The following is a 15026-nucleotide window of genomic DNA, read 5'->3' as shown; positions in this document are numbered from 1 at the left end:
ACTTGATATACCCGTCATATACTGTAATGATTTTAGTTATAATGTAATATTAAGAATCATAAATATTCTTTGCTAATTTAACATAGCAGGGATGTTTATAATTGATACCTTTTGATTTTAGCATTTTGTATGAGTAATGATAAATTAGCTATGAACTGGCAACAACTCACCTCACCAGATGTAATTGGTGATACAGACTCCAATTTATTTGGGGAAATTCTGCAAGAAACCTTTGCTTTAACCCGTCGTCTGTTTATTCAACTGCAACGACGACCTTCCAGCCTGATAGCAGGGATTATTCAGCCGGTAATGTGGTTAGTTTTATTTGGGGCGTTATTCCAAAATGCCCCCAAAGGTTTATTTGGTAGTACGTCAAATTACGGGCAATTTCTCGCAGCAGGTGTAATAGTATTTACCGCTTTCGCCGGGGCTTTAAATGCCGGTTTACCCGTCATGTTTGACAGAGAATTTGGCTTTTTAAATCGCTTACTGGTTGCACCCTTAGGCTCACGCTTTTCAATTGTGTTTGCATCTGCTATCTTTATTATTAGCCAAAGCTTACTACAAGCGGCGGTAATTGTGGCAGCAGCGGCATTTTTAGGGGCTGGTTTACCTGATTTTACCGGATTATGTGCGATCGCTCTGATTGTCTTTTTACTGGCCTTGGGTGTCACCGCTATTTCTCTGGGTTTGGCCTTTGCATTACCGGGACACATTGAACTGATAGCCGTAATTTTTGTTACTAATCTTCCCTTATTATTTGCCAGTACAGCCTTAGCCCCTTTATCCTTTATGCCCGGTTGGTTGCAGGTTATTGCTACCCTCAACCCTCTTAGCTACGCCATTGAACCGATTCGCTACTTATATTTACATAGCAGTTGGGGATTAAATAATATAGTCATGCAAGCCTTCTGGGGTGATGTTACCTTTGGGTCCGCATTATTAGTCTTACTAGGTTTTGCCCTCTTTGCTTTACTTAGTATTCAATCCCAAATACGTCGAAGCCTTGCTTAATCCAAAAAGCAAAATTAGGAGGGGAAAATCCATGAAAAGATCATTTTTAGCAATTCACAAAATTATTGCCATCACCATTGCCAGTATTAGTGCTGCTATAGTCACCTTAGGACCTGCCTTAGCTGATACTAACCAACCCTTTAGCAGTTTGGAAAGTGATCGCAATAGTAACCCTTTATCTGGTAATAGCTCAGATTTTAATATGTTCAACCTGATTCATCAAGCACAAATGGGGACTATCCAATGGAACGCTGAAGAACAGAATCAACAATTAGATCAAGCAGCAACAGCATTTAAAGCAGCACAACAGAAACGGCTTCAGAGTCAACCAATACAAAACCCAAGTGCATCAGAATTGCTTTTAAAAACCCTACCATCATCAGGCAAATAAAACCTGAAGCCGGAAAAAATCCTCATCAACCTCCTAACTCTGTGTCCTCTGTGCCTCTGTGGTTAGATCATAAATTACCTTTTACCCAAGAGACACAGAACCCAGAGGAAAAAAACTCAATGCTGATAATTACCCAAGTTTTGCTAAGACATCACTAGCGTGGGTAGAAGTGTTAACAGCAGCATCAACATCAATAATTTTGCCATTACCATCAATGATGTAAGTAACACGCTTGGCATAACCACCACCATCAACATCATAAGCTGTAATGATGCTTTTATCGGTATCAGCCAATAAAGGGAAATTTAGACTATACTTCTGGGTGAAAGCTTGATGACCAGCTTCATCATCAGCACTCACACCTAACACCACGATACCTTTGCTTATATATTCTGATTGAGCATCGCGGAAACTGCAAGCTTGTTTAGTGCAGCCTGGTGTGTCATCTTTGGGATAAAAGTAGAGAACCACTGTTTTACCAGCAAAATCAGACAATGAAACTGTGTTACCGTTAGTATCTTTAGTGGTAAATGCAGGTGCGTCTGTACCAACTGCTAGAGGCATAATTCACCTTATCCTGTTTAAGAAATATTCATGCAATCAAGATTTTACAATAATTTACAATATTTAAATAACCTATTTAAATAACCTGATTATCCAATATGTTCCTCCAGAAGTATTTATTTTCAAAGCCTTGACAAAAAGCCCAATTTAGAGTAATAAAAAATGTCTGCTGTGGATTCTCCAAACCTCAAACCCCTAGTTTATACTAAGGAAGCACTAAAAAGAGCCGAGCGATCGCTAATTTGTTCGCCCTTCAACCTGAATTTATTTGTCGCCATGACTAGTCAAAGCATCCAATTGGGTGCTATAGCAATGGATAAAGGAGTTAAGCAAAATTACACCAACCGCCCATTATCAGAATTAAGCTGTGAAAACGCCTTAGCCTGGTTAATTGATGTAGGCGTATTGCGACGAGAAGTTGACGGCCAGGGAATTACAGACAGTTTTCGCCTAACGCCCCTTGGTCATCAATTAATCGGCAAGTTAAAAAATCACAATCTTCCTCATGCTACACTGAGCGATCGCTTGAATGATTTTATCACCCGTTGGTTACGCTTACCCTTTTAACTAACTTAATTGTGGTTAAAACTCTTGTATGGTAGGCATCCTGGCTACCATACTTATACAACTTCAAAAAATAACAGTTTATTCACTGATACACTACTGAATCTAAACATACTAAATACTAGTTAAAAATGAAATCAATTATGGTAGTGGGAACAACATCCCACGCGGGAAAATCACTGATAACCACAGCTATTTGTCGGATTCTTTCCCGGCGCGGGTTGCGAGTAGCCCCTTTTAAAGGTCAAAATATGGCTTTAAATGCCTATGTTACGGCCAATGGAGGAGAAATTGGTTATGCCCAAGCGGTACAGGCCTGGGCTGCGGGAGTAGCACCCCTAGTAGAAATGAATCCAATTTTGCTCAAACCTCAAGGGAATATGACATCCCAAATCATTCTCAAAGGTAAATCCATAGGTACAGTCAGCGCCACAGACTACTATGAACAATATTTTGAACTCGGTTGGCAGACTGTTCAAGAATGTCTACAATACCTATCAACAGATTTTGAATGCTTAGTTTGTGAAGGTGCGGGTAGTCCTGCAGAAATTAATCTCAAACATCGGGATTTAACTAATATGCGGGTTGCTAAACACTTAAATGCACCTACATTATTAGTAGTAGATATTGACAGAGGTGGAGCTTTTGCTCATGTGGTGGGAACATTAGAACTATTAGACCCAGACGAACGCGCCCTAATTAAAGGTGTAGTTATTAACAAATTTCGGGGACAAAGATCAATTCTCGAACCCGGAATTAAATGGTTAGAAGCACGGACAGGTATACCTGTTGTCGGTGTAGTTCCCTATTTAGAACAGGTTTTCCCCGCAGAAGACTCCCTAGATTTATTGGAACGCAAACCCGCAAAAGCTACAACTGAACTGAATATTGCAGTGGTTCGTTTACCCAGAATTGCCAATTTTACCGATTTTGACCCCCTAGAATCAGAACCATCAGTAACAGTAAAATACTTACATCCAAAGCAAGATTTAGGATATCCAGACGCAGTAATTATACCGGGGACAAAAACCACCATTGCTGATTTAATGGTCCTACAAAAAAGCGGTATGGCGCAAGCAATTCAAAATTACGCAGCTTCTGGTGGCACGGTTTTAGGCATTTGTGGCGGTTTCCAAATGCTAGGACAGACTATAGTAGACCCAGAAGGAATAGAAGGACCAGATGGTAAATATCCAGGGGTAAATTTATTACCAATTAAAACAGTAATTACAGGTCAAAAAATTACCCGTCAGCGTCAAGTTACCTCCAATTATCCCCAAGCGGGTTTACCTGTCATAGGCTTTGAAATTCACCAAGGACGTACACGCATAGAAAACCCCGGAGATCAAAAATCCTGTCAACCTCTATTTGATGATGTTAATTTAGGGTTAGTAGATAGTTGTCAATCAGTTTGGGGAACGTATCTGCATGGAATTTTTGATAATGGACCTTGGCGACGCGCTTGGTTAAATCGTCTTCGTCAACAACGGGGTTTAAAATCTTTACCCACAGGTGTAGCTAACTACAAAGAACAGCGAGAACAGCTTTTGGACTCTTTAGCGAATCACATCGAAGAACATTTAGATTTAACACCGTTTATATAAATCAAATAATCAGGGAACAGGTGATAGGTGATAGGTGATAGGGAACAGGTGACAGGTGATAGGGAACAGGTGACAGGTGCTACGCCACGGGGACAGGTGACGGGGAACAAAACGCAAAAAACCGCGAAAAATTTGCTTTTCAGGTGTTGACAGAGGATTTTAAATATGTTATCGTGGTCTTGATAAGGAAGAACTATCCTAAATTATTTATAGTAGGGTGTGTTAGCAACAGCGTAACGCACCATTGGTAAAAACTTTAGGTGTAACATAGCGATAGCGAAGCGCTGCTGCAAGCAGTTCGCTACATCATAACTATATAATATAGTAACGCACCATATTAAATCAGGGAACAGGGAACTCTTAACTGGGAACAGGTGACAGGTGACAGCTTTTTGAGTAGGGTGTGTTAGCTGTATTCGTAACGCACCATTGGTAAAAACTTTGTGTGTAACATAGCGATAGCGAAGCGCTGCTGCAAGCAGTTCGCTACATCATAGCTATATAATATAGTAACCCACCATATTAAATCATTGACATCATCAGAAAATCCTCCTCCTCATCCTGTACATCCTTTCATCAGTTGACAGTTGACAGTTGACAGTTGACAGGAAACAAAACGCAAAAAAACCGCGAAAAATTTTATTTTCAGGTGTTGACAAAGGATTTGAAATATGTTATCATCATATTGATAAGGAAGAACTATCTGAAATTAGGTGACAGGTGACAGGGAACAGGGAATAGCTTTTTGAGTAGAGTGTGTTAGCTGTATTCGTAACGCACCATTGGTAAAAACTTTGTGTGTAACATAGCGATAGCGAAGCGCTGCTGCAAGCAGTTCGCTACATCATAGCTATATAATATAGTAACCCACCATATTAAATCATTGACATCATCAGAAAATCCCCCTCCTCATCCTGTACATCCTTTAATCAGTTGACAGTTGACAGTTGACAGTTGACAGGAAACAAAACGCAAAAAAACCGCGAAAAATTTTATTTTCAGGTGTTGACAAAGGATTTGAAATATGTTATCATCATCTTGATAAGGAAGAACTATCTGAAATTAGGTGACAGGTGACAGGGAACAGGGAATAGCTTTTTGAGTAGGGTGTGTTAGCTGTATTCGTAACGCACCATTGGTAAAAACCTTGTGTGTAGGATAGCGATAGCGAAGCGCTGCTGCAAGCAGTTCGCTATATAATATAGTAAGTTCAGCTTGTGCGGGCAAGATGCCCGCACCACAAGAGTTTTATTTTATTATTAATATCTGTACTTGAGGTAAAGGCTTTGGAGGTAGGATAGCGATAGCGAAGCGCTGCTGCAAGCAGTTCGCTATATAATAGCGTAACGCACCATTTTAAATCTTTTTATTTTTTCAATATGTCTATCAAAGTTGGAGATACCGCACCTAATTTTAACCTACCTGCCCAAAATGGCAAAAATGTCAGCCTGGGAGATTTTCGTGGTCAAAAATCCGTTGTCCTCTATTTTTATCCCAAGGATGATACACCAGGATGTACTATAGAGTCTTGCGCTTTTAGAGATCAATATGAAGTGTTTCAAGCTGCGGGTGCTGAAGTTATCGGTGTGAGTGGTGACTCTAGCAACTCTCACAAAAACTTTGCCAATAAATACAATTTACCTTTTACACTTTTAAGTGATCAAGGTGATAAAGTACGAAAACAATACGGTGCAACCACCGCTTTTGGTCTCATTCCTGGACGAGTCACATACCTGATTGACAAAAATGGTATTGTTCAATATGTATTTGATTCCATGTTCAACTTTAAAGGCCACGTTGAAGAAGCATTAAAAACTCTCCAACAGTTGCCAGCTTGAGATACTTTACAACAATCTCCTTTGCATAAACAACATGGCGGAGACGTTTCATGAAACGTCTCTACCCATGAATAATTTAATCAGACTCTATTTAGAGTGCGACTTTTCTGCAACCCCAATATTGGCGTTAGCTGATTTGCCATTTCTGCCGTTAGCATGACCGTTATTGCGAGGTTGAATTACCCCATAACCGCCGTGGTTACGTTCATAAATAACATTAATCTCGCCTGTTTCCGCATTATGGAACATATAAAAGTCATGTCCCACCATTTGCAGTTGTTCCTGGGCTTCTCCCACTGTCATGGGAGGCATGGAGAAGTATTTGGTGCGAACCACCTCTTGGGGTAATTCTGGGGTGCGATCGCCTATTAAATCCGCTGCAACGCTCTCTGGCGCTACTGCTTCGTTAGTTGATATAGGTTGGGTTTTATGATCCTGTCTTTTTTCTTTATATTTCCGCAATTGCCGGGCAATTTTGTCTGCAACTAGGTCAATACTTGCGTATAAGCTTTCGCTGCTTTCTTCCGCCCGGATAATGCTACCATTAGCATAAATAGTTACTTCCGCCGCTTGTTTTGTACTAATGCGGGGATTGCGAGCCACGCTCAAATGGACATCCACTTCATTGGTGATGTTCTGAAAGTGATTAACCGCCTTTTCAATTTTTTGATGCACATATTCCCGGATTGCATCAGTGATTTCAATGTTTTTACCGTGGATGACAAGTTTCATGTAAACTCTCCCGCTCAATATTATATGTGATGTTTTTGGGTAGGAATAGAGATTGCGCTAATGTCTATCACTGCTACCGACACAAGTAACCTATTTTTAAAACACTGCTCTGTTCCCCATGTTTCTCCCATCTTCAAGTTTGCGCTATTCATCGTCTTAATTTTAGTTTTTATCCTTTACGACGATTCCCAACTGGTTGTTAAGCAATGGGCTGTTCAACCAAAACTATGGAATTAAGCAATTTGAGATCTGGCTTACTACCAACTACTTCTATGTAACTTTAGAAACATAGGAGTACATACTCTTGCTCTCGTCCCTTGGTCTTGTTCCCCATTGTATAGAAAATGTGACCACTTTGGGCGGTTTGATCCTGATTGATGCAAATCAATTCTGGGAACATCATCAGTCAGCGTCATTGGTTTCTCTTGTCTAGGCTTGATACTTCTGGCAAATTCCTCCCAACACCATTGAGGTTATATATTCAAACTAGCACTTTATTGGTTGTAAAGTATTTTTCCTTGACGTTACTTTAAAATCCTTTGCATACCTTGACATTTGTTCTCGATATTTTCGGTCAAGTGAGCGCTATATATGTCCAGTAAGGCAGTTAATCTTTTTATTTCTCCCGTTCCCTGATGATTGATAACACTCAATTTCCACCGTACCGTTGTTTACTATATAATCCTGGTTTAATACCATACATAACTGCTCATCAGTGGCAGCGATCGCTAGTTACTGAGCGTATTCACAACCCAGAATTAGATGATGTACTGATTTTACTGGAACATCCCCCTGTTTATACTTTGGGGACCGGATCAAACCCAGAATTTATTAAATTTAATCTTGACAAATGTAACTATGATGTGTATCGCATTGAAAGAGGTGGTGAGGTTACCTATCATTGTCCGGGACAATTAGTCGCTTATCCAATTTTAAACTTACGCCGTTATCGTCAAGATTTGCATTGGTACTTACGCCAATTAGAGGAGGTATTAATTCGCGTTTTAGCACATTATGATTTGCCTGGGGAACGTATCGCTGGTTTTACTGGTGTTTGGTTAGAAGGATACAAAGTTGCTGCTATAGGTATTAAAGTTAGTAAATGGATTACTATGCACGGTTTTTCCTTAAATGTTTGTCCCGACATGACAGGATTTAATCACATTGTCCCCTGTGGGATTGTGGATAAACCAGTCCGTAGTTTAGCCGCATGGATTCCTGATCTTACTTGTCATCAAGTGTCCTCTGTAGTCAGTCAGTGTTTTAGTGAAGTATTTAATGTCAAATTAGTTGCAGCTAAATCAGAAAAATTAGGGAATAGGGAATAGATAAAAGTCTTTTGCTGTATATTATTCAAGTCTATACTAATTTATTTAACGTGCAAATTATACTCTAGAGGAGAAAATGGTAAAATTTGATTTTGGTCGTTTATGTGTGCTGATGAGCTTAATTTGTGGTTTATTAGTTGGTTGTGGTGGAAACATACCTCGAAATCAAATTATCCGAGTAGCTACTGAACCTACATTTCCACCTTTTGAGTTTCAGGGTAAAGACGGAGAATTAGCAGGTTTTTCGATTGACTTAATGAAAGCTATAGCTACTGCGGCTCATTTCCAAGTAGAATTTCAGAGTTTACCTTTTGATGGCATTATTCCAGCACTGCAAGCTAAAACCGTAGACGGTGCTATTAGTTCCATGACTATCACCCCAGAAAGGGCGAAAACAGTGGCCTTTTCCCGTCCTTATTTTAAAGCAGGTTTAGCGATCGCTGTTCGCAGAGATAATCAAAATATTACAAATTTTCAAAGTCTGCAAAATCACAAAATTGCTGTCCAAATTGGCACAACTGGCGCAAAAAAAGCTGAAACTGTCACAGGTGCGGAAGTTCGCAGTTTTGACTCTGCACCCTTAGCCCTGCAAGAATTGCAAAATGGTAATGTTGATGCAGTTATTAATGATGCACCAGTGACTTTATATGCTATTAACACAGGTAATTTGCAAGGAATTAAAGTTATCCAACAACTACTAACTGAGGAATTTTACGGAATTGCAACAGCTAAAAACTCTCTTTATTTACCTTTGATTAATCAAGGTTTAAGTACAATTTTAGAAAACGGTAAATATCAACAAATTTATCAAAAATGGTTTAAATCCACACCGCCAATATTACCAGAAAGATTACCTAATGCAAATCAGAATCCAAATAAAATTAATTCTTTGATTGTATTTTGGCAATCTTTACCAACTCTATTAACTGGTGCATTAGTAACATTGCAATTAGCATTTATTTCCGGTTTATTCGGTTTAACTAGCGGTTCTTTGATGGGGATAATTCGTCTTTCTACAATTAAACCTTTGGGGTTTTTAGCTAGGGCTTATATAGACTTTTTTCGAGGTACACCGTTATTAGTGCAGATATTTATGATTTACTTTGGTTTACCGGCGATTTTTCAAGAAATCGGTTTTAATTTGACTTTAAATCCCTTTATAGCTGGAGTAGTTGCGTTAAGTTTGAATAGTGCAGCTTACATTGCAGAAATTGTGCGCGGAGGAATTGAATCAATTGAAAATGGACAAACAGAAGCAGCTAAATCATTAGGTTTAAATCCTCTACAAACGATGACTTATGTGATTTTTCCCCAAGCATTTCGGCGCATGATTCCACCTTTAGGAAATGAATTTATTAGTTTATTAAAAGATACGAGTTTAGTCGCAGTCATTGGGTTTGAGGAATTATTTAGAAAAGGACAATTAATTGTTTCTGAAAACTATCGCGCTTTAGAAATTTATGGGGCTGTGGCTGTAATTTACCTGTGTTTAACTTTGATTTCCTCTCAATTTTTTAGTCAGTTAGAAATATGGATGAATCCGAGTAGTAAAAATGTATAAATTTCCATTTAATCACAACAATATAATGATCATGATGAAAATTATACTTGTCTTAACCTGAATAACGCAAAATTATACTTATCTTAAGTTAACATTAACAAATAGATAGACTTCAGTGGTATAATCTGCTAGCAATACGGCATATTACGTAACGGTTAGGGTTTAATAATTAAAGGGATAAATTGAAAAATCAACTCAAATCTGTCCCAATTGGTGACTTAAAGTGCTATATTATAGTCACATTAGTATAGTCACATTTGAAATCAATTAGTGTTTTTCAGTAACCAGTGACTTAATACCTTAATGACCGTATTTTATCAAATTAATTAGGGGCAAATCTATTATGACAACTTTCACGACAACACCGCAACAAGATATCATTGATGCAGGGGATGGAGATAATACTGTTAGTACCGTCTTTGCTGACCTCCAACAAAATGACACTATTAATGGTGGTGATGGTACAGATACCCTAATCATCACCGGGGGAAGTGCTGAGGATACCATAAATATAGATGTCAGTGATATAACTAATCAATTAGACATTGATGGAACAAAAGTAACAGGATTTGAACATTTTGATTTAAGTAACTTTACAGGTGCTGTAACCTTTAAAGGCAGCACTGGTAATGATTGGATTCAAAGTGGTAATGAAGATGATCTTTTAAGTGGTGATAATGGAGATGATTACCTAAACGGTGGTGTAGGAATAGACATTTTAATTGGCGGTAGAGGCAATGACACTTATGTCGTAGATAACTTGGGTGACATCGTTTATGAATCTTTAAATAGCGGTATAGATACGATTCAATCTTCCGTAACTTGGACATTAAAGGCAAACCTGGAAAACTTAATTCTCGTTGGCACAGATATCATTAATGGTACAGGTAACAAACTTCATAATACCCTCACTGGTAATGTAGCAGATAACCAACTCTCTGGTAATGCTGGTAATGACACCATCTTTGGCGGAACAGGTAACGACACCCTGAACGGTGGTGAAGGTAATGACACAGCAGACTACAGCCAAATTGGACAAAGCATAACTTTATCACCAACACAAATCATCACTAAAGGTGGTGGACTGGGAAATGATCAACTTTTTCAAGTAGAGACAATCATCGCTGATGCTAGTGCGGTTAATAATACCATTGATGCATCCACAGATGTAATCTATTATTATCCATATTATCCATATTATGGCTACTATTATGCCTATTCATCTATCAACGTCAATTTACAAACAAAACAATTGACTATCAATAGTGTCGGAACATTCACAGTCACCAATTTTGATCATGTTCAAGGAACAAGTCAAGACGACTCCATTGCTGGTGATACTCAAGACAACCAACTCTCTGGTAATGCTGGTAATGACACCATCTTTGGCGGAACAGGTAACGACACCCTGAACGGTGGTGAAGGTAATGACACAGCAGACTATAGCCAACTTGGACAAAGCATAACTTTATCACCAACAGGAATCATCACTAAAGGTGGTGGACTGGAAAATGATCAACTGATTCAAGTAGAGACAATTATCGCTGATGCTAGTGCGGTTAATAATATCATTGACTTATCTGCATACGTAGGTAGTTATGTCTATACCTATTATGGCTATGTCTATTCATCTATCAGCGTCAATTTGCAAACACAAGAATTGACTATCAATGGTGTAGAAACACTCACTGTCACCAATTTTGATCATGTTCTAGGAACAAGTCAAGAGGACTCCATTGCTGGTGATACCCAAAACAACCAACTCTCTGGTAATGCTGGTAACGATACTCTTGATGGTGGTGATGGTAATGACACTCTTAATGGTGGTGATGGTAGTGATGCCTTAATTGGTGGTACAGGTGATGATATCTACATTGTAGATAGTACCACTGACATCATTACAGAAAATGTTAATGAGGGTACAGATACCATTCAATCTAGCGTTACTTACACTATGGCTACCAATGTTGAAAACCTGACACTGACAGGAACAACAGCAATTAACTGTACAGGTAACGATGTTAATAATATCATCGTTGGTAACAGTGCTAACAATGTCATCATTGGTAATGCTGGTAATGATACCCTTGATGGTGGTGATGGTAGTGATGCCTTAATTGGTGGTACAGGTGATGATATCTACATTGTAGATAGTACCACTGACATCATTACAGAAAATGTTAATGAGGGTACAGATACCATTCAATCTAGCGTTACTTACACTATTGCTACCAATGTTGAAAACCTGACTTTAACAGGAACAGCAGCCATTAACGGTACTGGTAATGCGGGTAATAACATCATCACTGGTAATAGTGGTAATAACACTCTCAACGGTGGTGCGGGTACAGATACCCTAATTGGTAGTTTGGGCAATGATATCTACATTGTTGATAGTGCCACTGACACCATTACGGAAAATGTTAATGAGGGTACAGATACCATTCAATCTAGCGTTACTTACACTATTGCTACCCTAACCAATTTTGAAAACCTGACCCTAACAGGAACAACTGCAATTAACGGTACGGGTAACGCAGCTAATAACGTCATTACTGGTAATAGTGGTAATAACACCCTTAATGGTGGAGCAGGTAACGACACCCTGAACGGTGGTGCTGGTATTGATAGCCTAATTGGTGGTTTGGGTGATGATATCTACATTGTTGATAGTGCCACTGACACCATTACGGAAAATGTTAATGAGGGTACAGATACCATTCAATCTAGCGTTACTTACACTATTGCTACCCTAACCAATTTTGAAAACCTGACCCTAACAGGAACAACTGCAATTAACGGTACGGGTAACGCAGCTAATAACGTCATTACTGGTAATAGTGGTAATAACACCCTTAATGGTGGAGCAGGTAACGACACCCTTGATGGTGGTGCTGGTAAAGATACCTTAAGTGGTGGTTTGGGTGATGATATCTACATTGTAGATATCATCACTGATATCATTACCGAAAATGCTAACGAAGGTACAGATACTATTCAATCTAGTGTTACTTTTACTATTGCTACCTTAACTAACATCGAAAACCTGACACTGATAGGAACAGCAGCAATTAACGGTACTGGTAACGCTGGTAATAACATCATCATTGGTAATAATGCTAATAATGTGATGATTGGTAATGCTGGTAATGATACCCTTGATGGTGGTTCTGGCAATGATACCCTAATTGGTGGTTTGGGTGATGATATCTACATTGTAGATAACACCACTGATATCATTACTGAAAATGCTAACGAAGGTACAGATACTATTCAATCTAGTGTTACTTACACTATTGCTGCTAATGTTGAAAACCTGACTCTGACAGGAACAGCAGCAATTAACGGTACGGGTAACGCTGGTAATAACGTCATCACTGGTAACAGTGCTAATAACACCCTTGACGGTGGTACTGGCAATGATACCCTAATTGGTGGTACAGGTGATGATATCTACATTGTAGATAACACCACTGATATCATTACCGAAAATGCTAACGAAGGTACAGATACTATTCAATCTAGTGTTACTTACACTATTGCTGCTAATGTTGAAAACCTGACTCTGACAGGAACAGCAGCGATTAACGGTACGGGTAACGCTGGTAATAACGTCATCACTGGTAACAGTGCTAATAACACCCTTGACGGTGGTACTGGCAATGATACCCTAATTGGTGGTACAGGTGATGATATCTACATTGTAGATAACACCACTGATACCATTACCGAAAGTGCCAACGAGGGTACAGATACCATTCAATCTAGTGTTACTTACACTATTGTGGCTGCTAACGTGGAAAACCTGACATTAACAGGAACAACAGCCATAAACGGTACGGGTAACGCTGGTAATAACGTCATCACTGGTAACAGTGCTAATAACAGTATTGATGGTGGTACTGGTAATGACATCCTCACCGGAGGAGTTGGAAAAGATACTCTAACTGGAGGGTTAGGAGTGGACCGTTTTGACTACCGCACTTTAGCTGATTCTGTTTTCAGTAACTTTGATATCATTACCGGACTCACTGCTACTACTGGCAATGATTTATTCCTTGTTTCCACTGCCCGCAGCAGATTCTCTAATGCCGGATCTGTGGCAACACTTGATACAAATGGAATTGCAGCTAAGTTAACTACTGCTGCTTTTACAGCTAACTCTGCTGCTCAATTTACCTTTGGTAGTCGTACTTTTGTCGCTATTAATAACGCTACCGCAGGATTTAATGCCACTACAGATGCCATCATTGAGGTGACAGGTTTAACTGGTACTCTGACAGTTAATAACTTTACTACTACTTTAGTGTAGTTTCTGGTATCCTTGAGGTAAACCACTTTGTAGAGACGTTTCATGAAATGTCTCTACATTAGCTTTAGTTTCTCCTGTGATTGATGAGATATGATCAAGATTCAATTATTAATAACCGCACATTAGACAATTTAAATGATTTGATCATGTGGTGCGTTACTAATCGCTAACACACCCTACATACCATAAGTTAACCTATTTGTCAATGGTATATTTGTTCTAATAGTCAAAGTACATGATTTGCTGAATAATTTTTTCCCAATTGACTCTTTCAAACCACTCCTAATTTGTAAAGTTTTGTATATTTTTTCAAAATTGATCTCTGAAACGACTATAAATAAAGACTTTTACAGATCATCTTTTGAGCAGGGTGTAAAATTGACAATAGTAACCCAATTATGAAATTCTCAATAATTCTAGCAAATCGCCGAAAGTATTGCAAGCTCGTTGCTAAATAAAAATTATTCTCAATTAATTGTTAAGAAAATCTCAAGTTGAATTTTCCTAAGTTCTGAATATTAAAAGTATTATAGATTTTATATAAGTTTTAATTATGATTTATTGTGAACTCAGTTATAAGTAGTGATAACGGAAACAATAAACTCAAAACGCACCAGGAAAAGAGGATTTTATAGAGATAATTTAGAATTATATATGTTTAAGCCTTTGTAAAGCGATCGCTTTTAATGATTTACGTGGACTTGATTAGGTTGAAATCCTGAATTTTTTGCTAGTTTGTATAGCCGTGATTTCTAAGCACTCAATCATATTTGACATTTGTTTGAGCAAACCCTACTTATTACAGCAGTTCCCTATCTTATGAAGTACAAATATTAATAATAAAACTCTTGTGGAGCGGCCATCTTGCCTGCACAAACTGTACTTCACTCAAGCTCAACTTGCTGTATGTGTGAGATATTTGTCAATATCACCATTAAATAATTTGATGATCGCATTAACAACTATTTTAATTTTTAAAGGATTATTATCACATAAATCACATAGTTCATATTTTTGTTGTTCTGTCCCCAATAGTTGTTTTGATTGTATCAAAGAAAACGCTACTACTAAAGAACCAAACAACTTCAAAGAACGTACTGAGGATGACCAGTTTTCCA

General features: G+C 38.5%; 11 protein-coding genes and 1 pseudogene. 8 read left to right on the top strand and 4 right to left on the bottom strand.

The window, feature by feature from the left end; all coding sequences use genetic code 11:
- The first annotated feature begins 129 nt into the window (after positions 1-129).
- Together H6F39_RS11990 and H6F39_RS11985 are read left to right on the top strand one after the other, a co-directional pair.
- A complete protein-coding gene (locus H6F39_RS11990) occupies positions 130-1014 on the top strand; it encodes an ABC transporter permease (protein ID WP_137909517.1) in 885 nt (294 codons plus the stop codon).
- Between the two features lie 31 nt (positions 1015-1045).
- Positions 1046-1405, top strand: a complete 360-nt coding sequence (locus H6F39_RS11985) for a hypothetical protein (RefSeq protein ID WP_190396773.1) — start codon at positions 1046-1048, stop codon at positions 1403-1405.
- Between the two features lie 129 nt (positions 1406-1534).
- On the opposite strand, the gene H6F39_RS11980 is transcribed toward H6F39_RS11985, so the two are convergent.
- The gene (locus H6F39_RS11980; protein WP_137909680.1) at positions 1535-1969 is read right to left on the bottom strand and encodes a peroxiredoxin; all 435 of its coding nucleotides are present in this window, start codon (positions 1967-1969) and stop codon (positions 1535-1537) included.
- Positions 1970-2131: 162 nt separating this feature from the next.
- Here H6F39_RS11980 and H6F39_RS11975 point away from each other — a divergent pair, with 162 nt between their 5' ends.
- Entirely contained in the window at positions 2132-2536 is a 405-nt protein-coding gene (locus H6F39_RS11975) for an Npun_F0494 family protein (protein ID WP_137909681.1), read from the top strand.
- A 128-nt stretch (positions 2537-2664) separates the two neighbouring features.
- Positions 2665-4137: a cobyric acid synthase CobQ gene (gene cobQ / locus H6F39_RS11970; RefSeq protein ID WP_190396772.1), complete on the top strand. Its 1473-nt coding sequence runs from the start codon at positions 2665-2667 to the stop codon at positions 4135-4137.
- Between the two features lie 1062 nt (positions 4138-5199).
- Here cobQ and H6F39_RS11965 read toward each other — a convergent pair.
- Entirely contained in the window at positions 5200-5364 is a 165-nt protein-coding gene (locus tag H6F39_RS11965; protein WP_190396771.1) for a hypothetical protein, read from the bottom strand.
- Between the two features lie 152 nt (positions 5365-5516).
- Here H6F39_RS11965 and H6F39_RS11960 point away from each other — a divergent pair, with 152 nt between their 5' ends.
- Positions 5517-5975, top strand: coding sequence for a peroxiredoxin (locus H6F39_RS11960; RefSeq protein WP_137909655.1), 459 nt, complete (start codon positions 5517-5519; stop codon positions 5973-5975).
- A gap of 87 nt (positions 5976-6062) precedes the next feature.
- Here the strand turns inward: H6F39_RS11960 and hpf are convergent, their stop codons facing one another.
- On the bottom strand, positions 6063-6707 hold the full coding sequence (gene hpf, locus H6F39_RS11955) for a ribosome hibernation-promoting factor, HPF/YfiA family (RefSeq protein WP_137909656.1): 645 nt from the start codon (positions 6705-6707) through the stop codon (positions 6063-6065).
- A 635-nt stretch (positions 6708-7342) separates the two neighbouring features.
- Between hpf and lipB the strand changes: the two genes are divergently transcribed.
- The 3 genes from lipB (at position 7343) to H6F39_RS20730 (ending at position 13908) form a co-directional block, all read left to right on the top strand.
- Positions 7343-8035 (top strand): lipoyl(octanoyl) transferase LipB, encoded by a 693-nt coding sequence (gene lipB, locus H6F39_RS11950; protein WP_190396770.1) that lies wholly within the window; start codon positions 7343-7345, stop codon positions 8033-8035.
- 76 nt (positions 8036-8111) lie between these two features.
- A complete protein-coding gene (locus H6F39_RS11945; protein ID WP_190396769.1) occupies positions 8112-9596 on the top strand; it encodes an ABC transporter permease subunit in 1485 nt (494 codons plus the stop codon).
- Positions 9597-9939: 343 nt separating this feature from the next.
- Positions 9940-13908 carry a bluetail domain-containing putative surface protein gene (locus H6F39_RS20730; RefSeq protein WP_190396768.1) on the top strand — a complete coding sequence of 1323 codons (3969 nt, stop codon included), beginning with the start codon at positions 9940-9942 and terminating at the stop codon, positions 13906-13908.
- Between the two features lie 894 nt (positions 13909-14802).
- On the opposite strand, the pseudogene H6F39_RS11935 reads toward H6F39_RS20730, so the two are convergent.
- A pseudogene (locus H6F39_RS11935) lies at positions 14803-15026 on the bottom strand (hypothetical protein); the annotation flags it as partial.

The sequence above is a fragment of the Dolichospermum sp. FACHB-1250 genome, from assembly GCF_014696335.1.
GTDB lineage: Bacteria > Cyanobacteriota > Cyanobacteriia > Cyanobacteriales > Nostocaceae > Dolichospermum > Dolichospermum planctonicum.
Note: the sequence above shows the minus strand (reverse complement) of the source record. Positions and strands in the feature narration are given on the sequence as shown.

Bases quoted from the DNA above. Each gene is read 5' to 3' on its own strand.
- H6F39_RS11990 (WP_137909517.1), top strand. From the start codon at position 130: ATGAGTAATGATAAATTAGCTATGAACTGGCAACAACTCACCTCACCA.
- H6F39_RS11985 (WP_190396773.1), top strand. From the start codon at position 1,046: ATGAAAAGATCATTTTTAGCAATTCACAAAATTATTGCCATCACCATT.
- H6F39_RS11980 (WP_137909680.1), bottom strand. From the start codon at position 1,969: ATGCCTCTAGCAGTTGGTACAGACGCACCTGCATTTACCACTAAAGAT.
- H6F39_RS11975 (WP_137909681.1), top strand. From the start codon at position 2,132: ATGTCTGCTGTGGATTCTCCAAACCTCAAACCCCTAGTTTATACTAAG.
- cobQ (WP_190396772.1), top strand. From the start codon at position 2,665: ATGAAATCAATTATGGTAGTGGGAACAACATCCCACGCGGGAAAATCA.
- H6F39_RS11960 (WP_137909655.1), top strand. From the start codon at position 5,517: ATGTCTATCAAAGTTGGAGATACCGCACCTAATTTTAACCTACCTGCC.
- hpf (WP_137909656.1), bottom strand. From the start codon at position 6,707: ATGAAACTTGTCATCCACGGTAAAAACATTGAAATCACTGATGCAATC.
- lipB (WP_190396770.1), top strand. From the start codon at position 7,343: ATGATTGATAACACTCAATTTCCACCGTACCGTTGTTTACTATATAAT.
- H6F39_RS11945 (WP_190396769.1), top strand. From the start codon at position 8,112: ATGGTAAAATTTGATTTTGGTCGTTTATGTGTGCTGATGAGCTTAATT.
- H6F39_RS20730 (WP_190396768.1), top strand. From the start codon at position 9,940: ATGACAACTTTCACGACAACACCGCAACAAGATATCATTGATGCAGGG.